This window comes from Gammaproteobacteria bacterium, from assembly GCA_028819075.1.
Classification (GTDB): Bacteria; Gemmatimonadota; Gemmatimonadetes; order Longimicrobiales; family Gaopeijiaceae; genus BD2-11.
Map to the genome: position 1 here is coordinate 64,408 of JAPPMM010000037.1, position 19,448 is coordinate 83,855.

15 protein-coding genes and 2 pseudogenes are annotated in these 19,448 nt (G+C 68.0%); 6 read left to right on the forward strand and 11 right to left on the reverse strand.

Annotation, left to right across the window (positions count from 1 at the left end; translation table 11 throughout):
* Window positions 1-47 precede the first annotated feature (47 nt).
* The 4 genes from OXU32_08315 (at window position 48) to OXU32_08330 (ending at window position 4,965) form a co-directional block, all read left to right on the forward strand.
* A complete protein-coding gene (locus OXU32_08315) occupies window positions 48-2,816 on the forward strand; it encodes a pitrilysin family protein (protein MDE0073970.1) in 2,769 nt (922 codons plus the stop codon).
* 154 nt (window positions 2,817-2,970) lie between these two features.
* The gene (locus tag OXU32_08320) at window positions 2,971-4,263 is read left to right on the forward strand and encodes an aminotransferase class V-fold PLP-dependent enzyme (protein MDE0073971.1); all 1,293 of its coding nucleotides are present in this window, start codon (window positions 2,971-2,973) and stop codon (window positions 4,261-4,263) included.
* A gap of 90 nt (window positions 4,264-4,353) precedes the next feature.
* Window positions 4,354-4,578 carry a type II toxin-antitoxin system prevent-host-death family antitoxin gene (locus OXU32_08325; GenBank protein MDE0073972.1) on the forward strand — a complete coding sequence of 75 codons (225 nt, stop codon included), beginning with the start codon at window positions 4,354-4,356 and terminating at the stop codon, window positions 4,576-4,578.
* Window positions 4,579-4,965 carry a type II toxin-antitoxin system VapC family toxin gene (locus OXU32_08330; GenBank protein ID MDE0073973.1) on the forward strand — a complete coding sequence of 129 codons (387 nt, stop codon included), beginning with the start codon at window positions 4,579-4,581 and terminating at the stop codon, window positions 4,963-4,965.
* A 4-nt stretch (window positions 4,966-4,969) separates the two neighbouring features.
* Here the strand turns inward: OXU32_08330 and OXU32_08335 are convergent, their stop codons facing one another.
* The 7 genes from OXU32_08335 to OXU32_08365 form a co-directional block, all read right to left on the reverse strand.
* The gene (locus tag OXU32_08335) at window positions 4,970-7,207 is read right to left on the reverse strand and encodes a S46 family peptidase (GenBank protein ID MDE0073974.1); all 2,238 of its coding nucleotides are present in this window, start codon (window positions 7,205-7,207) and stop codon (window positions 4,970-4,972) included.
* On the reverse strand, window positions 7,204-7,623 hold the full coding sequence (locus tag OXU32_08340) for a hypothetical protein (GenBank protein ID MDE0073975.1): 420 nt from the start codon (window positions 7,621-7,623) through the stop codon (window positions 7,204-7,206). The genes OXU32_08335 and OXU32_08340 overlap by 4 nt, the downstream gene beginning before the upstream one ends.
* The gene (locus tag OXU32_08345; protein ID MDE0073976.1) at window positions 7,620-8,456 is read right to left on the reverse strand and encodes a cytochrome b/b6 domain-containing protein; all 837 of its coding nucleotides are present in this window, start codon (window positions 8,454-8,456) and stop codon (window positions 7,620-7,622) included. Before OXU32_08345 ends, OXU32_08340 begins: the two co-directional genes overlap by 4 nt.
* A 2-nt stretch (window positions 8,457-8,458) precedes the next feature.
* Window positions 8,459-9,457 (reverse strand): xanthine dehydrogenase family protein subunit M, encoded by a 999-nt coding sequence (locus OXU32_08350; protein ID MDE0073977.1) that lies wholly within the window; start codon window positions 9,455-9,457, stop codon window positions 8,459-8,461.
* Between the two features lie 15 nt (window positions 9,458-9,472).
* Window positions 9,473-11,890 carry a xanthine dehydrogenase family protein molybdopterin-binding subunit gene (locus tag OXU32_08355; GenBank protein ID MDE0073978.1) on the reverse strand — a complete coding sequence of 806 codons (2,418 nt, stop codon included), beginning with the start codon at window positions 11,888-11,890 and terminating at the stop codon, window positions 9,473-9,475.
* 28 nt (window positions 11,891-11,918) lie between these two features.
* The gene (locus OXU32_08360) at window positions 11,919-12,560 is read right to left on the reverse strand and encodes a (2Fe-2S)-binding protein (protein ID MDE0073979.1); all 642 of its coding nucleotides are present in this window, start codon (window positions 12,558-12,560) and stop codon (window positions 11,919-11,921) included.
* Window positions 12,561-12,662: 102 nt separating this feature from the next.
* Window positions 12,663-14,030 (reverse strand): NAD-dependent succinate-semialdehyde dehydrogenase, encoded by a 1,368-nt coding sequence (locus OXU32_08365; protein MDE0073980.1) that lies wholly within the window; start codon window positions 14,028-14,030, stop codon window positions 12,663-12,665.
* A gap of 65 nt (window positions 14,031-14,095) precedes the next feature.
* Between OXU32_08365 and thyX the strand changes: the two genes are divergently transcribed.
* Both thyX and OXU32_08375 read left to right on the forward strand, forming a co-directional pair.
* Window positions 14,096-15,082: an FAD-dependent thymidylate synthase gene (gene thyX, locus OXU32_08370; GenBank protein MDE0073981.1), complete on the forward strand. Its 987-nt coding sequence runs from the start codon at window positions 14,096-14,098 to the stop codon at window positions 15,080-15,082.
* A 115-nt stretch (window positions 15,083-15,197) separates the two neighbouring features.
* The gene (locus tag OXU32_08375; GenBank protein ID MDE0073982.1) at window positions 15,198-17,231 is read left to right on the forward strand and encodes a S9 family peptidase; all 2,034 of its coding nucleotides are present in this window, start codon (window positions 15,198-15,200) and stop codon (window positions 17,229-17,231) included.
* 74 nt (window positions 17,232-17,305) lie between these two features.
* On the opposite strand, the gene OXU32_08380 is transcribed toward OXU32_08375, so the two are convergent.
* The 4 genes and pseudogenes from OXU32_08380 to OXU32_08395 all read right to left on the reverse strand — a co-directional run bounded on the left by OXU32_08380 (window position 17,306) and on the right by OXU32_08395 (window position 19,362).
* Window positions 17,306-17,500, reverse strand: coding sequence for a hypothetical protein (locus OXU32_08380; protein MDE0073983.1), 195 nt, complete (start codon window positions 17,498-17,500; stop codon window positions 17,306-17,308).
* 126 nt (window positions 17,501-17,626) lie between these two features.
* Window positions 17,627-17,719 (reverse strand): annotated as a pseudogene (locus OXU32_08385) (hypothetical protein).
* Window positions 17,695-18,189, reverse strand: a pseudogene (locus tag OXU32_08390) (DUF222 domain-containing protein). The pseudogenes OXU32_08385 and OXU32_08390 overlap by 25 nt, the downstream one beginning before the upstream one ends.
* 72 nt (window positions 18,190-18,261) lie before the next feature.
* A complete protein-coding gene (locus OXU32_08395) occupies window positions 18,262-19,362 on the reverse strand; it encodes a tyrosine-type recombinase/integrase (GenBank protein MDE0073984.1) in 1,101 nt (366 codons plus the stop codon).
* Between the last annotated feature and the right edge of the window lie 86 nt (window positions 19,363-19,448).

Here is a 19,448-nt window from a genome sequence, read left to right on the forward strand (position 1 = left end):
CCAAGTCCGAGAAATCACCCCGGCGCATTTTTCTGGAGAAGAGACTGATGAAGCTGAACGTGAGGCATGTTCCCCATTGGACCGCCGCCGTCGCCGCATTCCTGGCCGCGACGGCCCAGGCCGCGGCGGCGCAGCAGCTGCCGGAGGGCGTCACGGAGGTGGCGTCCGTCGAGGGCATCACCGAGTACCGCCTGGCCAACGGCCTGCGCTTCCTCCTGTTCCCCGACCAGAGCAAGCAGCAGATCACGGTCAACGTGACCTACATGGTCGGGTCGCGGCACGAGGGGTACGGCGAGACCGGGATGGCGCACCTGCTCGAGCACCTCGTCTTCAAGGGGACGCCCGACCATCCCAACATCCCCGACGAGCTGACCGAGCGTGGCGCGTTCCCCAACGGCACCACCTGGTTCGACCGCACCAACTACTTCGAGACCTTCCCGGCTTCGGAGGATAACCTGGCCTGGGCGATCGACCTGGAGGCGGACCGAATGGTCAACTCGTTCATCGCGCAGGAGGATCTCGAGTCCGAGATGACCGTGGTGCGCAACGAGTGGGAGTCGGGCGAGAACCAGCCCATGGCGGTGCTGCAGAAGCGCGTCATGTCGGCGGCCTACGACTGGCACAACTACGGCAACTCCACCATCGGCGCACGCGCCGACCTGGAGAACGTGCCGATCGAGCGCCTGCAGGCCTTCTACCGCAAGTACTATCAGCCCGACAACGCGCTGGTGGTGATCGCAGGACGCTTCGAACCGGAGTACGCCATTCAACTGGTGGCCGAGGAATTCGGCGCCATCCCGCGTCCGGATCGCACCGGGGCGAACGAACTGTTCCACACCTACACGGCGGAGCCCGCCCAGGACGGCGAGCGCACGGTGACCCTGCGGCGCGTGGGCGACGTGCAACTGGTCATGGCCGCCTACCACGTTCCGCCCGGATCCCACGAGCAGTACGCTGCGGTGGACGTGCTCACCCACGTCCTCGCGACCCGGCCTGCCGGGCGCCTCTACCAGAACCTGGTGGAGCCCGGGCTCGCGGCGAACGCGTTCGCCTTCGGCTACCAGCTCAACGAGCCGGGCGTGCTGATGGCCGCCGCCCAGGTGCGCCAGGAGGACTCGCTGGAGGACGCCGCGGCCGCAATGCTCACCACCCTCGACGAGATGGTCGAGGCGCCGCCCACCGACGAGGAGGTGGAACGGGCCCGGACCGACTACCTGTCGAGCATTGAGCTGGCCTTCAACAACCCGCAGGGGATCGCGCTGCAGCTGAGCGAATGGGCCTCGATGGGCGACTGGCGCCTCTTCTTCCTGCACCGCGACCGGCTGGAGCAGGTCACGCCCACCGCCGTTCACCAGGTGGCGCAGGCCTACCTGAAACCCTCCAACCGTACCATCGGCTACTTCTACCCGACGGAGGGGACGCCGGCCCGGGCCGAGATCCCGGAGCCGCCCGACGTGGCTGCGCTGGTCGCCAACTACACCGGACGCGAGGCCGTGGCCGAGGGCGAGGCGTTCGACCCGACGCCTGCCAACATCGACGAACGCACGGTGACCACGACGCTGTCCAACGGCGTGGAGGTCGCGCTAATGCCCAAGGAGAACCGCGGCGACGCCGTGAACGTGCAGTTCTCCTTCCGCCACGGCACCGAAGCCGCGCTCATGGGACGGGCCACGGCCGGATCGCTGGCGGGATCCATGTTGATGCGCGGCACGACCCAGCGCTCGCGCCAGGAGATCAGCGACGAGCTGGATCGCCTGAGAGCGCAGGGCGGCGTTGGCGGGTCTGCGCTGTCCGCCAGCGGAACGTTCACCACGGTCCGCGAGAACCTTGCCGCCGTCCTCCGTCTGGCCGGCGAGGTGCTTCGCCAGCCCGCCTTCGATCCCGACGAGTTCGACCTGCTGCGCGAGGAGCGGCTGGCGGCGATCGAGCAGCAGCAGTCGGAGCCCCAGGCGCTGGTCTTCCAGGCCTTCAACCGGCACCTGAACCGGTTTCCCGAGGAACATCCGCGCTACTCGACCACCTTCGAGGAGGACATCGAGCGCCTGAACGCCGCGACGGTCGATGAGGCCAGGGCGTTCTGGTCCGAATTCTACGGAGCCGAGGGCGGCACCATTGCCGTAGTCGGAGACTTCGATCCCGATGAGACGCTTGGGGTGCTGGAGGAGGTGTTCGGCGGCTGGGAGGCGCCCGAGCCCTACGAGCGCGTCGCGGATCCGTACCTGGAGGTCGAAACCGTCAGCATGGACATCGAGACCCCCGACAAGGCGAACGCGTGGATGGTGGCCGTCACCACGTTCCGCATGCGCGACGACGATCCCCGCTATCCGGCGCTGCGCATGGCCGACTTCATGCTGGGGGGCGGGTTCCTGAATTCGCGTCTGCCGACCCGCATCCGCCAGGAGGAGGGGCTCTCCTACGGCGTGGGTTCGCAGTTGGCGGTGCCCCCGGTCGACGATGGCGGGCTGTTCCTTACCTACGCCATCTTCGCCCCTGAAAACGGCGACAGGGTGGTGGACGCGTTCCGCGACGAGTTGCGCAAGGCTCTGGAGGAAGGGTTCACCCAGGAGGAACTGGATGCGGCGAAACGCGGGTTCCTGGACGCGCAGCAGAACGGACGCTCGAACGACCGCACCCTCGCCGGCCAGCTCAGCAACAACCTGTTCACCAACCGGACGATGGAGTTCACCGCCGCCCGGGAAGCGGCCATCGAAGCGCTGACGCTGCAGGAGGTCAACTCTGCGCTCCGCGACTACGTTTCGCTGGACGACATCTCCATCTTCCGCGCGGGAGACTTCGCCAACAAGCTGATTCCGTAGGGGACATCAGCGGGGACAGCGCGCCGACGGGCCGGGGCCTCGAGGCCCCGGCCCGTTCGTTTGCGTACCGACCAGGCGGACGAATCGCGCGCGCGCCGGGCCGGGCGTACTATTCAGTTCAGATGCCGCTGAACCCCGGAACCGCGAGGGCCGCATGCCTGCTTCATCCATGAATCGCCGCGATTTCGCCCGTCTCTTCGCCGCTGGCGGATCTGCCGCCCTCCTCGGCCATCCCGCGCTCGAAGGTCTCGCGCGGCGGACCCCGTCCTCGCCGCTCGCCCGCCGCGCCGGCGCCGGCCGTGCAGTGGACTGGGACGAGGTGCGCGCCCGCTTCCTGATGCCGCCCGAGCTGTCGGTGATGAACGCGGCCAACCTGTGCCCGTCGCCGGCGAGCACGCTGCAGGCGGTGCACGACTACACTGAGCGCATGGACCGCGAGCCGGTGCCGAGCTTCCGCCGCGAGATGGCCCGGGTGAAGGAACCCACCCGCGACCGTCTGGCCGAATTCCTGGGCGTCACCCCCGAGGAGATCCTCATCACGCGCAACACCAGCGAGGCGAACAACTGGGTCTCGACCGGCCTGCAACTGGGGCTGGGCGACGAGGTCGTGATCATGCGCGACAACCACCCCAGCAACAACCTCGCCTGGAAGGCCAAGGGACAGCGCTTCGGCTACACCGTGCGTGAAATCGAGCCGGCGAGCCCGCATCCCGGGGCCGACTATTACGTGCAGGCGTTCCGTGAAGCGATCACGCCGAGTACCCGGGTGATCTCGTTCACTCACCTGACCAACACCGCGGGGGACCTCTTCCCGGCGCGCGAACTGTGCGCACTGGCGCGCGAGCACGGCGTGTTCTCGGTCGTCGACGGCGCCCAGTCCTTCGGCCTCTTCGACATCGACCTCTCCGAAGTGCAGCCCGACTTCTATACCGGAAGCGCGCACAAGTGGCCCTGCGGCCCCAAGGAGACCGGGGTGCTGTACGTGAACGCCCGCGTCCACGACCGCTTCTGGCCCACCATGTACAGCGCCTACACCGGGTCACGGGGTCTCGCGCGCACGCACGAGGGCCTGGGCCAGCGCGACGAGCCCGCCATCCGCGCCTTCGGTGCCCAGATCGAGTTCCTGCAGGAGATCACGATGGCCGAGGTGGAGGCCCGCAGCCGCGAGCTCGCGACCGCGCTGGTCGAGGAGCTTTCCGCTCTCGACGGCGTGCACATGTGGACCTCGCAGGAGCCCTCGCGGCGCGCGGCCGTGGTCACCTTCCGCCCGGGCGAACTCTCACCGGGCGATGTAGTGGGCGCGCTGGAGAACGACGGCGTCGTGGCTGCGTCGCGCGGCGGGAGCGACCGCACCGGCGTGCGCCTCTCGCCCCACTTCTACAACTCGCACACGGACGTGGAGCGCGCGGTGTCGGCTGTCCGGGGCTATCTGCGGACGGGGCTGTAGCCCCGTGGATCTTGCTCGGCACCGGTAGTCAAACTGGCGCCCTTCGCCCAACATGACTAGGTTACATGACCAAGTTACGGAGGGGTCGCCATGCAATTCAACATCCACGAGGCCAAGACCCAACTTTCCAGGCTCATCAAGCTGGCGCTGGAGGGTGAAGAGGTCATCATCGCGAAGCGGCGCAAGCCGTTGGTGCGGCTGGTCGTCCTCCCCGGTGTGGGGGACAGGCCCACGCTGGGCACAGGCAGGGGGTTGGTCCGGCGCATTGGCGACGATTTCGATGAGCCGCTGACCGACTTCGCGGAGTACCGGTGAGTGCGGTTGCTCGTCGACACGCACGCGCTGCTCTGGGCGATTGATTCGCCGGAGAAACTGGGTCGGAAAGCGCGGGAGGTCCTGAAGGCTCCCGGCCAGCGAATCTTCGTGAGCACCGTCAGCCTCTGGGAAATCGCGATCAAGGTCAGTCTGGACCGCCTCGATCTGGACCCCGACTGGCGCGAGATCATCGAGTCCGGGCTGGCACACATGCACGGTCGCTGGCTTACCATCAAGCCCGCCCATTGCGGCATTGTGGCCACGCTGCCCTGGTGGCATCGGGATCCGTTCGACCGGATGCTGGTCGCGCAAGCGATCTCGGAAGACCTGGCGCTCGTGACCCGCGACCGCCTGATGGCCGACTACGGCGTGCGGGTGATCTGGTAGTCGGTCACCCCCCGCTGCGCAGCTCCTCCACGATGCGGTCTGCCAGGTAGACCTCCTCGAGTGCCTCGAGGATGCCGCGCACGTCCACCGACACGGCGCGCGCGCGGTCGGTCAGGAATATGTACTCGCCGGAGAGCCCCTCGGTGTTGCTGTCGAAGGCCAGCCCCACCAGCTCCAGCTCCGCGTTGACGAGGGGCGAGCCCGAGTTCCCGCCGATGATGTCGTTGGTGGACACGAAGTTGATCGGCGTGGACAGGTCGGGGTCGCCGGGCGGATCGAGCCAGCGCCCGGGCAGATCCCACTCGCCGTCCCCGGTCCCTCCCGCCATATGGGAGTAGTGGCGGTCGTAGAGGCCGTAGAAGGTGGTCACCACCGGGGCGAAGGTGCCGTTGTACTCGTACTCCGACACCACGCCGTCGGCGATGCGGAGCGAGAAGGTGGCGTCGGGAGGGACATCGGTCCCGTAGACCTCGAAACGCGCCCGCCCCAGCGCCGCCGCGATCTGCTCCTCTTCGGCGGAGATGGGCCCGAGCGCCTGCTGGAAGGGGCCGATGCCCGAGATGAGGGCGCCCAGGAGCAGCATCGCCGGGTCGCCCATGCCCGCTGTGCCGCTGCGGACGGCGTCGACCGCGCCCGCCGAGTCCGCGAGCACGCTCTCGGCCACGATGGAGGCGGCGACATCCTCCGGGCTCCGCCCGCCGAGGACGCTGGTGGCGAGCGGGGAATCGGGGCCGTAACTCGCCGAGATGTCGCGCAGGCGGGCGGCCAGCAGCAGCTCCTGCAGCGCCGCCGGCTGCCCCGGCACTTCGCTCAGCGAGGTCATCACCCCCTCGAGCGCCTCGGCGGGCGCTCCGGCGCGCGACCCGTTGGCGTACTGGAAGGCGAAGAGCGCGCGTGACAGCACCGCACTCTCGTAGTCCGGGCTGGCGAAGGCCAGGAACGACCCGAAACCGCCGGCCACCAGGGCCTTCCGCTCCTGCAGCTCCGCGATCTGTGCGATCAGCCCGCCGTATTCCTCCGCGAGCTCGGGATCGGCCTCGAGCGCTTCCTGGAACGCCCGTTCCTGGTCGCGGCGCTTCGCCAGGATCACCGGGTCGTGCAGCCCGCGCAGGATCCCCCCATAGGCCTCCTGCGTGTTGATCAGCGAGAAGATGGTGTTGCGCAGATCCATCGCCTCGCCGGCCTCCGGGTCCATGTCGTAGAAGGCCTCGAGCGCGTCGATGCGGTTGTTGACGAAGGCGAGCAGCCCCTTGTCGGAGACATCGCGCCGGAATTCGAGCTCGGCCACGGTCTGGATGCGGCTGGTCGAGCCGGGATTGCCGACCATGAACACGGCATCGCCGCTCTCCACCCCGGTCTCGCTCCAGCGGAAGAAGTTGTCGCTGGTGTCGAGCGGATCGCCGTCCTCGTAGACGCGCAGGAAGGTGAAATCGAGGGCGTAGCGCGGGTAGGTGAAATTGTCAGGGTCCCCGCCGAAGTAGCCGACGGACAACTCGGGCGCCATCACCATGCGCACGTCGGTGTAGCGCCGGAAGACGTAGGCCGAGGTGCGTCCGCCGTTGTAGAGCGAGACCATCTCCACCTCGAAGCCGGCGTCCTCGCCCCCGTATTCCTCCGAGATGCGTGCCGCGATCTCCTCCTCGGCCGATGCGCGCGCCTGCGAGCGGGCCTGGGGTTCGTTGATGCCCTCGAGAGCGGCGTCCATCTCCGCCGTCACGTCGCGGATCGCGATGAGCCGGTCGGCCTCGAATTCCTCGATCGCCCGTTCTTCCTCCATGCTCTCCGCGTAGAACCCGTCGTCCAGCAGGCTCTCTCCCTCCCGGGACACCGCGGATATGTGCTCGCGCGCGCAATGGTGGTTGGTGAGCACCAGCCCGTCGCCCGACACGAAGGACGCCGAGCAGCCGGGGATGCGCAGCGCCCCCAATCGGGCCCGGCGGAACCAGACCGAGTCAGCGTCGATGCCGTACGCGTCGCGCAGGTAGTCGGCGGGAGGGTTCTCGAAGGTCCACATGCGCCCGTTGTCGAAGCGGCCGGCGCGCACGGTGTCGAGGCCGGCGACCTGGGGCGGGGCAACAGCGACAGCGGGAGGGGCCGGCGGCGCGGGGGTGTCGGCCTCCATTACAGGGTCGGCCCGCTCGGGCGCGGGCGGGTCGGTGGCCATCTGGGGCATCGGGGCGGCACCGCCGCCGCACGCCAGCGCGATCAGGCCCGCAAGGGCATAGGTATGTCGAGTTCTCACGGGTTGGTCCCCCGGGCGGCATCCTGGATATCGAGGATCTCGTCGATCAGAAAGAGGTCGGTGAGCAAGGCCCGGAAGTGGATGGAGGCGTTCAGGTTGTCGATGAGCTGGGAGCTGACCCACTTCTGGGCGGAGACCAGTTGCACGGCCGCCAGGGTGCTTTCCGCATCCCGGCCCAGCACCTCGGCCATCCCGCGATACGCCGCAGCCGGCGTCAGCCCCGCCGCTTCCGCCAGGGCCGCAACCCCTTCGCCCAGTCCATCGAGGGCTTCTTCGGTCCTGGCGAGGAACTGCCGCACCTGACCGCTGGAAGCACCAGGGCCTGTACCCGCAGCTCCCTGGGCCGCGTAGGCCAGGAAGAACTCGTAGCTTTCCTCGATCGCCTCGATGCGGGCGCGCAACTCGCTCCGGGTCAAGTCTGTTCCGGCAGCTGCCCCTGCGGGCCGTCTCCTGCCCAGCGCTCGGGGTCGTGGTGCTCGAGGTAGTCCTTCCGGTTCACGAAGCCGTTGAACATCGACATCGTGATCCACCACTTGTCGGGCCGAATCGCGAAGTAGATGTGCGCGATCACCAGCGAGATCAGCGCCACGCCGCTCAGCCCGTGCACCACGTAGACCACGCCCCACATCGCATCCGAGAGGATGTAGGGGTTGCGCGCCCAGAACCAGGTGTCGACCCGGAACATCATGAGCACGCCCGTGGCCACGGCGGCGAAGGTAACGACCACGATGGCGTGGTGGTACATCTTGTGGTCGAGCGGATACTTGGCCGCCTTCGGGCCCTCCGGCTGCTCCTTGCCGAAGAAGCGCTTCACCTCGCGCTTGGCGGTCTCCACATCGTCCCTGCCCACCCACATGGACCAGAAGTCCTGCCAGAAGGTGGAGTGGATGATGTGGTAGACGACCGTCAGGATCAGCAGCACGCCGGCCAGCCAGTGAATGGTCACCCACGGAAACTGGATCCCCGCCCACGGGAAGAAGGCGGTGACCAGCAGGGCGAACATGGAGATGGCCATCAGCCAGTGGAACGCCCGCGCGGAAAAGGTGTGGCGCAGGATGCGCGCGGGCAGGCCCGGGGGGGCCGGCGCGTCATCGCCGTGACCGTTGGCGGTGGCCAGGCTGCGCACCCACAGGGCGTGCCCGGTCACGAAGACGATGCCCGCGATCAGCGCGGCCCACATCAGGTCGAAGGAGATCCCGATCAGGACCTCCTGATTCCATGGATTGGCGGCCCTGCGCCAGAGCTCCACCTCTACACCTCCGCGCGCACGGCTCGCCGCACCAGATTCTTCATGAGCGGGAGCTTGTACGCGTTGTGGCGCAGCGGCTGGGCACGGCGAATGGCGATGTCACCGGCTGCGACGCCGATGTCGTCGGTCGGCGCCTGGCCGATGACCGCGCGCTCGGCCTCGTCGAGCCGCATGGGGTAGGGCGCGACCCCGTTGACCGAGATGCGCGCGTCCTGGATCGTGCCGCCCGAGGTGCGCATCGCCGATGCGACGGTGACCAGCGAGAAGTCCCACGACTGGCGGTCGCGGATCTTCTCGAAGTAGAAGTCAGCGCCGGCCCAGGTACCCGGAATGCGGATCGCGGTGAGCAGGTCGCCGGGCTCCATGACGGTCATGCGCTCGATGTCGATGCCGGGGCCGATGAAGAAATCCTCGGCGTCGTACACGGTCTCGCCGGACGAATTGGTTACCACCATCTGCGCGTCCAGCGCGATCGTGGCGGGCGCGGTGTCCGAGGGATTGATCGCCACGCAGCGGCTGGCGCCGAAGACGCAGTGCTCGGCGTTCATGGCCTTGGGGGCGGAGGCGTAACAGATGTTTCCGCCCGCGCGGTAGCAGGGCCATCCGCCGCGGTAGTACCAGCAGCGGGTGTCCTGGGCGAGGTTGCCGCCGAGGGTGCCCTGGTTGCGGATCTGGGGCGTGGCCACGTGCTCGGCGGCCTGGGCGAGCAACCCGAAGCGTCCGACGATGTCGGGATGGGTTGCCACCTCGGTGAGGGAGGTCATCGGCCCGATGACGAGCCCGTCACCATCGGCGCGGATGCCGCTCAGTTCTTCAATGCCCCCGAGGTCCACGATGGCTTCGGGGCGCTTGATGCGGTCCTTGAACCAGTCGAAGCTGTCGAGTCCGCCCGCCAGTACCCAGGAGTTTTCCCCGTACTGGTCGAGCAGGTTGAGTGCGTCGCCGATGCTCGCCGGCTGGAAGAGCTCGCACGGCGGGATCATGTCGCGAATGACGGCCATGGTCGGAGCCTCCGATTACACGTGGGTTTCGAGAGGACGATACGGCTGCTCGGTGCCCGTGAGCGCCGCGAGCACCACGTCGGTGGTGAGCGGCGTCCGGCACAGGCACTGGCCGCCGAGAGCGTCCGCGACCGCCGAAGCAATCGCTGCCGCCCCGGCCCCGATGGGTGGTTCCCCGATCCCCTTCGCGCCAACCGGCGTCTGCGGGTCGGGTTCGTCGACGGCGGCCCACCTCATCCTCAGCGGAACGTCGAGAATGCCGGGCGGGCGGGCCGTGTAGAGGCGCTTGGCGAAGGCCACGCCCCACTGCGGGTCGAAGACCCACTTCTGGCTGCGCGCCTGGCCGAAGCCCTGCACGGCGCCCCCGTGGATCTGCGCTGCCAGGCTGCGCGGGTGCAGCACGGTGCCGCAGTCGGTGACGCCGGTGTACTCGGTCAGGTCGATCTGGCCGGTCTCGACGTCGACCTCCACCTGGGCGAAGCCCATCACCCACGACCAGATGCTGCCGTCGCCGCCGTAGTTGTCGCGGGCCACGCCCATCAGGCCCTCGCCGGCGAGGTTGGTCGCGGACGCCACCGTCATGGGGTTGAGGTCGTCGGGCAGTTCGTGTCCGCTGTACCTGCCGCCCATGTCGATCGCGCGCCGGGCGGCCTCGGCGAAGGTCATGCCGCGGCCGGGATTGGCGGTCTGGAAGACGCGCCCGTCCGCGCAGTCGTAGGAATCGGGAGACCCGCCCAGCGCCCCGGCCGCGATCTCCTGCAGCTTCGCCTTGGCGTCCAGCGCCGCGGCGTGGTTGGAGCGGGTATGAGCGTGCGTGGTCTGACTGCCCGACTGGCTGGAACTCCACGGCAAGTTGCGCGAGGTGTCGCCCCACACCACCTCGCAGTCGTTCCAGTCCATCCCCAGCACGTCGCACGCGGCGCGTGCGGTGTCGGCGATGGAGTGTGTGCCCAGGTTGCCGATGCCCTGGTGGATGTAGAGCCTTCCGTCCGGACGGATCACCAGCAGGCCATCCATCCCTCGGCTCCCGCCCACGAAGGGGCTGATGCCGATGCCGACCCCGATGGACTTGGTGCCGCGGCGGGTGGCGCTGAGCTGCGTCCTTTCCTCCCAGCCGAACACCTCCGCTCCCAGATCCAGCGCCTCGCGCGCGAAGCAACTCGAGAGCGAACCCTGGGCGGGACCGAGCCAGCCGTCGTGTCCGGGGGCGTTCACCCGTCGGATGTCGAGCCGGTCGATGCCGAGTTCGCGTGCTGCCTTGTCGATGATGGGCTCGAGCATGGCCACGATCTGGGCGCCGCCCGGAGCCCGCTGCGCCGAGCGGGGCGGGGTGTTGGTGTACACCGATACCGCGCGGAAGCGCATGTGCTCGGGCTGGTAGCAGAGCGACGCCACCGTCCCGGCGGTGTTGAAGTCGCCGGAGCTGCCGTAGGAACCGGCGTCCTGAACGATGTAGAGGTCGATGGCGGTGACCCGCCCGTCGTTCCTGAAGCCCATCTTCGCGAAGGACTGGAACCCGGGGCGCGCCCGGCCGATGTACGTCTCCTCGTAGCGGTTGATCCGCAGCATCACCGGACGCCCGGTCTTGCGCGACATGATCGCGGCCACGTCGTTGATGGGCGCCCCGGAGATCTTGCTGCCGAATCCGCCCCCGCAGTACTCCGTCACGAGCACGACATCGGACTGCTCCATACCCAGGCGGTTCGCCAGCCCTGCGTGGGTGCGCGCCGTGCTCTGGGTGGAGGTGTGCAGATAGAGCTTGCCGTTCTGCCAGTACGCCATGACGCTGCGCGGCTCCATCGGATGATGGGACAGCGACTGGTGCAGCAGCGTCTCCTCGAGCACCAGATCCGCGTCCGCGAAGCCGTCCTCGACTTCACCGACGTTCCATTCCACCTGCGGCTCGCCCATCGGCAGCCGGTCGGGGCCCGCGGCGTCGTAGTCGTCGTCGGTCCACTTGAACTCGCGGATCTCGCGGGTCTGGCCCTCGCGCCACTGGATGTTGCCGTCCAGGCGCGCGTTGGGGCCGCCCGGGCGCAGGCTGTCGAGCGGGTCCACCACGAAGGGCAGGGGCTCGAAGTCGACCCGGATCGCCTCGATGGCGTCCGCCGCCGTGGTTTCGTCAACCGCAGCCACCGCCAGCACGGGCTCGCCCTCGTAGAGCGGCTCGTTGGTCAGGGCGGCCTCGGCCCCGACCCCGGTGATCTCGGGCATCATCGGATCGTCGGCGGTCAGGATGTCGACCACCCCCTCCATCGCCAGCGCCGCACTCGCGTCGATGCGGCGCACGCGGCAGTGGGGCATGGGGGAGAGCAGCAGCTTGGCGAAGAGCATGCCCTCCGCGCGGAAGTCCTCGGCGTACCTGGCCCTGCCGGTGATCTTGGCTCGCAGATCCGGGGGCGCGATGTCTCGTCCAATAGCCTTCTCGGCCATTTCATCCTCCTCCGTAAAAGGCCGTTCGTCAGGCGCGTTGGCCCATCAACTCGACGGCTCGCTCCGCCGAATCGAGGATCTTGTTGTAGTCGCCGCAACGGCAGAGGTTGCCGGAGAGCGCCTGCGCACATTGAGCGCGGCTGGCGCCCGGGTTGTCTTCGACGAATGCCGCCATGCTCATGATGAAGCCGGGGGCGCAGAAGGCGCACTGGAACCCGCCCTCGTCCATGACCGCCTGCTGCACGGGATGGAGCTCGCCGTCGGGGCTCTCGAGCCCCTCGATGGTGCGAATCTCACGGCCGCGCACCTGGTGGGTGAGCATCGAGCAGGAGTAATGCGTGACTCCGTCGATGTGGACGGTGCAGGCCCCGCACTCGGCGCGGTCGCACCCCAGCTTGGTCCCGGTCAGCCCGAGCTTGTAACGCAGCGTCATCGCCAGCGTCTCGTAGGGGAGCACGTCGACGCGCCGCTGCTGGCCGTTGACGGTGAGCGTCATGAGGCGTTCCACCCCGCCCCGGGCCTGGCCGGCGGTCAACACGCCCGGACCCCGGAACAGGTAGCTGGACGCGGAGACGGTCGCGCCCGCCGCGATCACGCCCTTGATGAACTTGCGGCGTGAGTAGTTGCGGGGACCGCGGTCGCGGATGATCTCGACTTCGGTCACGGTCATCACCTCCTTCGTGGTGTCGCTGGCCGGGAGTGCCCGGCACGCTTTCACAACTTGCCAAGATACGGAGCCGGTCCCGGATATGCGAGTCTTTGAGGGGCTATCTCAACCCACCCACACCGACTTCACGTTCACGAACTCGTGGATGCCGAAGAGGGAGAGTTCGCGTCCGTAGCCGCTTTCCTTGACCCCGCCGAAGGGGAGCTGGGGGTCGGAGCGCACGAAGGCGTTCACGAAGCAGTTGCCGGCGTCGATCTCCTCGGCCGCGATGCGCCGCCCGCGCTCCAGGTCGCGGGTGAAGACCGAGGCGCCCAGCCCGTAGCGGGTGTCGTTGGCCACCGCGATGGCCTCGCGCTCGTCCGCCACCGGCACGATGGATACGACCGGGCCGAACAGCTCCTCCTCGTAGGCGGGCATGCCCGGGCCCACGTCGGCCAGCACCGTGGGCGGATAGAACCAGCCCGGCCGGTCGGGCACCTCACCGCCCACCAGCAGGGACGCGCCCGCCTCGACGCTTCCCCGCACCTGGTCGTGCAGGCGGTCGCGCAGATCCTCTCGCGCGAGCGGGCCGATGCGGTTGGCCTCGTCGAAGGGATCGCCGAAGGCCGCCGCGCCCATCGCCTCCACGACCCGCTCGCGCAGCTCGGCGAGCACGGGCTCGACCACGATGCAGCGCTTGGCGGCGATGCAGCTCTGCCCGGCGTTGATCAGGCGGCTGGTCACGCACAGGCGCGTGGCGAGCTCCAGATCGGCGTCCTCGAGCACGATGCAGGGGTCGTTGCCGCCCAGCTCCAGCACGGACTTCTTGACGTGGGCGGCAGCGGTCGCGGCCACCGTCTTCCCGGCGACCGTACTCCCCGTTAGGGTCACCGCGCGCACGCGTGGGTCGGCGATGAGCTCGGCGGCGCGGTCGTGGTCGATGAGCAGCGCGCGGAAGAGGTCGTCGGGGAAGCCGGCCTCACGGAAGATGCCCTCGATGGCCAGCCCGCACCCCGGCACGTTGGGCGCGTGCTTGAGGAGCGTCCCGTTCCCCGCCATCAGGTTGGGCGCGGCGAAGCGGAAGACCTGCCAGAAGGGGTAGTTCCACGGCATGATGGCGAAGACGATGCCGATCGGCTGGAAGGTGACGAAGCTCTGGCGGGCTTCAGTTTCGACCGGTTGCGGAGCCAGGTAGCCGGGGGCCTGTTCGGCGTAGAACTCGCACACCATGGCGCACTTTTCGATCTCCGCGCTCGCCTCGCGCACGGGCTTCCCCATTTCGCGGGTCATGAGTTCGGCGAACTCTTCGCGCCGCTCTCTCAGGATTGCCGCCAGGCTATCCACCAGCCGTGACCGCTCCTCCATGGGGGTGTCGCGCCAGGCCAGGAAGGCGTTCTGGCAGCCGGCAACGGCGCGGGCGTAGTCGCCGGACGACATCTCCGGGTAGTCCCTGATGCGCTGGCCGGTCGCGGGATCTATCGCAGTGAACGGCATCGGGTTTAACCTCCAGAGGAGTTGTCCGTCATCGTCCATCCTCAGAAAGCCTAGCCGGAACGCGCATGGAAACAAGGCGTCCCACCACTCCCGAGGCCGAGGAGATCCTCGGACTCTACTATCCCGTGCTCGACCACGGCTTCGTCTCGCTGGTCGACTACATGGGCAGCGACGAGAGCATCGAGCACGCCGCGCGGGTCAGCTACGGCTACGGCACCCGCAGGCGCAGCGCCACCCGCGGGCTCATCCGCTACCTGCGCCGGCATCTGCACACCACGCCCAGCGAGATGGTCGAGCTCAAGTTCCACTGCGCCATGCCGATGTTCGTGGCCCGCCAGTGGGTGCGGCACCGGACGGCCTCAATTAACGAGTATTCGGGTCGCTACAGCCTGATGCCGCTCCTCTTCTACAGCCCCGATAGAGAGAACTTCTCGCTCCAGAGCACCTCCAACAATCAGGGGAGGGAGGAGGATGCCGCTCCGAAGGGCCTCTATCGGGATGCGATCCGGCAATGGGAGGATGTGCGCAAGTCCGCTTCCCAGGCGTACGGGTGGATGGTCGAGCAGGATATCGCGCGCGAGCTGGCCCGAATCGACTTGCCGCTGTCGACATACACGCAGTGGTACTGGAAGATCGACCTGCACAACCTGCTGCACTTCCTCACGCTTCGCGTGGACGATCACGCCCAGTGGGAGATCCAGGAGTTCGGGCGGGTGATGGCGGGGATGCTCAAGCGCGTGGCCCCGATGAGCTTCGAGGCCTGGATCGACTACCAGGTGTGCGGCGACAAGCTGAGCCGAATGGAGCTGGAGGCGCTGGCGACGCTGCTCGCGCCGGGAGAGGATGGCGGGCTGGAGGTAAGGCAAGGTGGCGGATCGCTCAGCTTCGAGGAACTGCGCGGAATGGGGATGGCGCCGCGGGAAGTCCGCGAGCTGGTCGGCAAGATCCGGCGCCGGACCGCTCCGGATTTCGATCTGGATCTTGCGCGCTTCCGGAGTGCCGAGGACGTGGCCGCGGAGATGCACGAGGCGGTGCCCGGGAACTTCGAGTAGGGAAGCAGTGGACGGCTCGAGCCGGATTCCGGTCATAACCCTTCGGATCCCGCGCACTGTAGCCGTTGAGGGGATGAGTGTCTTGAAGACGAGTATGAGCGACGCAGGAGGACCAATGCACGAGCACGACAACTCCCGGACAAGGCCGGCACCGGGCCGCGTTCCTCGCTGGCCCGCGTTTGCGGCGCTGGCCCTGGTTCTGGCCCTGACGGGGCCGGTGGCAGGCCTCTCGGCGCAGGATGCGGACGCCGTGCCGCGCCCGATGACCATCGTCGACCTCATCGAAGTGCCGACGCTCGGCGACCCGCGCATCTCCCCTGACGGAACCCGGCTGCTTTTCGTGCGCCGTGACGCCGACTGGGAGGAGAACGGGAGCGTCGCCCACATCTGGAGGGTGGACGCGGACGGCGGCAACCTGATCCAGGTCACCAACGGCGAGAACGGGGAGACGAGCCCGCGCTGGTCGCCCGACGGAAGCCGCATCGCCTTCCTGGCCCGGCGCGGCGAGGATGAGCACACCCGGATCTACCTGCTGAACGCCATGGGGGGAGAGGCGAACGCCCTCACCGACCACCCCACGGCGGTCTCGAGCATCACCTGGGCCCCCGACGGGAGCGGCATCTACTTCGTCGCCTCGGACGAGCTGTCGGACGAGGAGCAGGCCGCGCGGGCCGCCGGGGACGACGTCTTCGCCTTCGACGAAAACTATCAGCAACTCCACATCTGGCGCGCGAGCGTGGACGACGGCGAGGTGAGCCGGGTCACGGAAGGCGACTATTCGGTTACCGGGTACTCGCTCTCGCGCGACGGCACCCACATCGCCTTCCATCGCGGAGAATCGCCGCTCTTCGAGGGCGTGGACCGGCGCGAGGTCTGGGTGATGCGCTCCGATGGCAGCGACGCCCGCCAGCTGACCCGCAACTCGGTGCCGGAATACAATGCGCGCCTCTCGCCGGACAACCAGTGGGTGGCCTTCCACGCGGACTCGAACGAGGACTTCGATTTCTATTACAACGACAATCTCTTCCTCGTCCCGGCATCCGGAGACGGGGAGGCGCGCGTGCTGCTCCCGGACATGCCGCATGGGGTGGACGCCATCGCCTGGTCGGGCGATGGCGAGGCCATCTTCTTCCGCGCCAACACGGGCGTGCGCGAAGAGCTGATGCGCGTGGACATCGAAGGCGAGCGCCTGACGCAGTTGACCCAGGGCGATCATCAGGTCATCAACTGGCAGTACGCGCCCGCGCTCGACACGCACGTCTTCGGGCTCAACCGGGCGGACAACCGGGGCGACCTTTGGGTGATGTCCGGCGACGGCTCGCCCGAGCGCGTGACCCGCGTCTTCGACTACCTCACCGCGGACTTCGTGCAGCCGCGCCAGGAGGCCATCCGCTGGCAGGGTGAGGACGGCGTCGAGGTCGAGGGACTGCTCTTCTATCCGCTGGACTATGAGGAGGGCACCCGCTATCCGCTGGTGGTGCAGACCCACGGCGGCCCCGCCGCGTCCGACAAGTTCCAGTTTTCGACCGCGGGCAACTTTGTCCAGGTCCTGAACGGGATGGGCTACTTCGTCTTCAAGCCCAACTACCGGGGCAGCACCGGGTCCGGCGACGACTTCCTGCGCAACATGGTAGGCAACTATTTCGACCAGGCCCACCTGGACGTGATGACCGGGGTGGACCACCTGATCGATCTAGGCCTCGTGGACGGCGCGCGCATGGCCAAGATGGGATGGAGCGCGGGCGGGCACATGACCAACAAGATCATCACCCACACCGACCGCTTCAAAGCCGCCGCCTCCGGAGCGGGCGCCGCCAACTGGGTGTCGATGTACGCCCAGAGCGACATCCGCGTATACCGGACCCCGTGGTTCGGCGGCACCCCCTGGGAGGAGGACGCGCCCGTCGACCAGTACTGGCAGGACTCGCCGCTGCGCGAGGTGTGGCGGGTGAGCACGCCGACGATCTTCCTCGTGGGCGAAGAGGACGCCCGCGTGCCCATGCCGCAGTCGGTGGAGATGTACCGCGGGCTGAAGCACAACGGCGTTCCGACACATCTATACGTAGCGCCGCGCGCGGGGCACGGCTGGACCGAACTCCGGCACCAGCTCTTCAAGGCCAACGTGCACCTCGAGTGGTTCGAGCGCTAGGTGCACGACCGCGAGTACGAATGGGAAGAGGCGCCGGGGGACGAGGAAGAGGCGCGGGCTACGACGGCCGCGGATCACCCCTCCACGGCTTCCCGCGCTGCGGCTTCGATCTCCCAGGGGATGTCGGAGTCGCGATAGAGGGCAGCCCCGTTTGACAGCATGGTATGTTCACGCGTCGACGGGGCGCCGCGCTGCTTCCGCGTATCCGCACACCCGCGCCGCTTCAGCGGATCGGCGCGCTCAACCCGCTTCGGCGCGTCCACCAGCATTCTTCCCTTCGGCGTGAAGAACAGTACCGTCCCGTCACCGTTTACGGATACCTTGATCCGGCCCTCGTGAACGGCGCGATGGTGACGCCGACAGAGCAGCAGCGTATTCCGGAGACTCGTCTCGCCCCCGTCGGCCCAATGCTTAACATGATGCGCCTCCGTGAACCTGCACCCGAGCGTCCCGTCTCGCCTTCGGCCGCAAGCGTTGCCGCATCGCAATGGACCATGACCTGGTAGCGCTCGGCGCGGGTGCCGGACTCGACGCGGGGTGAGGCAGGCGTCTCGATGTCCAATTGAGCGCGCTGTTCCTCGCGGGATTGAGTCGGCGGATCGTCGCCGGGCTCGCTATCCCCGAACCCCGCCGCCAGCGCCCGCTCCGCCAGCAGCCCCACGGCATCCGCTCGACGTTGCTTCGGCTCCGGGCGCGCGTCGCTGGCCTCGCGTCTGGCACTCCTTCCACTTCCCGCGCCGTCTCGAGCATCACCCTCGCCCCGGAACAGCGCATCCGACGCCGCCTCGATCGCCCGCATCAGCACCGCACCGACCTCCGGCTCGAGCCGTCCCTTCACCACGTACATCCCGTCGCCATCCACAAACACCGAGAACGCACGACTGCGGTGCCGGGCCTGCTCGGCGGTCAACTCCTCATCGCGCGACAGCTTCTTCCACATGCGCTGTTGAAGACGCATCCTGTTGTGTGCGTGTGACTTGGGAGTCTCGCCGGTTCGATTCCCGCTAATTGATTCCCGCCAATTGGGATCTCAGGTGCGAACCCTCCGGCGGGCGTCCAGAGCCTTCCTGAGTTGTCCCGTGTTCGCGTGCTGGTAGCAGATCAGGACCGTCTGCGGATTCTTCCACCCGCCAAGTTCGCAGAGCACCTTGAGCGGCTGGTCCATCAGGTCGCTGGCAAACTTGCGCCGCAGCGAGTGCCAGCCCCGGCCACGCTTCGGTTCGAGCCTCGCGAGGGTCACGGCTCTATGCCACCATCTCAGCGCGAGGTCGCGACCGGGGCACAGCGAGGAGTGACCCGGCGCGGGCAGCACCAGACCGTTTCCGCTTCCGCCGCTCATCCTCCACGCATCTTCCAACACCGCAATTGCATCGTCGGTCAGCGGCGTGGCGTGTTCGTAGCCCGTCTTCTCGTGCTGCGCTCGCCACCTCACCATCCCGCCTTCGAGGTCGATATCAGACCACCGCAGCTTGCGAATCGCGCCGATCCGGTGCCCGGTCTCGTGCGCGAGCACGAGGGCGACGTGGAATCGCCAGCCGACCTGCCGCGAGACGCCGAGAAGCGCCTGGTACTCCTCTTCCGTGAGAACGACCCGGGTGGGGTTCTTCTCCTTGGGCTTCTTGAGGCCCTTCAGCGGGTTCCTGTCGAGCAGCGGGCGGCCCTGCTCGTCCTTCGACCTCGCCGCCCAGTTCAGCACCGCCATCAGGAACGTCAAGTCCCATTCGACGGTTCGGTTGCCCACCGGCTTGCCGCTCGGTCCGACGCGGCCCGTTCGGCGCTCCCGGATGAATCGGTCCCAGTCTCGCTGGGACAGGGTCTCGGGCCTTCGGTCCCGCCCGAGGAAGTCGAGGAACATCCCCGTCGCGACCCTGTCCCGACGCTGGACCCGCTCCGCCTTCGCGGGCGTCACCTCTTCACCGTAAATGTCAAACAGCGTTCCCAGCGTGAGCGGCTCGGGTTCGGCGTCCGCCTTGCCGTTCAGGTCCGGGCCGACGAAGTCCGCGGCGAACTCGTCCGCCTCTCTCTTCGCCCTCATCCAGTCGCGGTGTCTCAGCGACCGGGTGAGCCTTCGCCCGTTCTCGCGCCACTCCATCTGGTAGAGGCCGGTCTTCGGGTCCGGGAAGACCCTCACCCGGTTCCGGCCCCATTCTCCGGCGCCGTAGGAGCGCCGACTACATCATTCAAGAGTGCCGTAACGTCCAGTAATGTCCGGTGCTG

What these genes read in the sequence shown, in the direction of transcription:
- OXU32_08315 (MDE0073970.1), top strand. Translation starts at nt 48, where the DNA reads ATGAAGCTGAACGTGAGGCATGTTCCCCATTGGACCGCCGCCGTCGCC.
- OXU32_08320 (MDE0073971.1), top strand. Translation starts at nt 2,971, where the DNA reads ATGCCTGCTTCATCCATGAATCGCCGCGATTTCGCCCGTCTCTTCGCC.
- OXU32_08325 (MDE0073972.1), top strand. Translation starts at nt 4,354, where the DNA reads ATGCAATTCAACATCCACGAGGCCAAGACCCAACTTTCCAGGCTCATC.
- OXU32_08350 (MDE0073977.1), bottom strand. Translation starts at nt 9,457, where the DNA reads ATGGCCGTCATTCGCGACATGATCCCGCCGTGCGAGCTCTTCCAGCCG.
- OXU32_08355 (MDE0073978.1), bottom strand. Translation starts at nt 11,890, where the DNA reads ATGGCCGAGAAGGCTATTGGACGAGACATCGCGCCCCCGGATCTGCGA.
- OXU32_08360 (MDE0073979.1), bottom strand. Translation starts at nt 12,560, where the DNA reads ATGACCGTGACCGAAGTCGAGATCATCCGCGACCGCGGTCCCCGCAAC.
- OXU32_08365 (MDE0073980.1), bottom strand. Translation starts at nt 14,030, where the DNA reads ATGCCGTTCACTGCGATAGATCCCGCGACCGGCCAGCGCATCAGGGAC.
- thyX (MDE0073981.1), top strand. Translation starts at nt 14,096, where the DNA reads ATGGAAACAAGGCGTCCCACCACTCCCGAGGCCGAGGAGATCCTCGGA.
- OXU32_08375 (MDE0073982.1), top strand. Translation starts at nt 15,198, where the DNA reads ATGCACGAGCACGACAACTCCCGGACAAGGCCGGCACCGGGCCGCGTT.
- OXU32_08380 (MDE0073983.1), bottom strand. Translation starts at nt 17,500, where the DNA reads ATGCTGGTGGACGCGCCGAAGCGGGTTGAGCGCGCCGATCCGCTGAAG.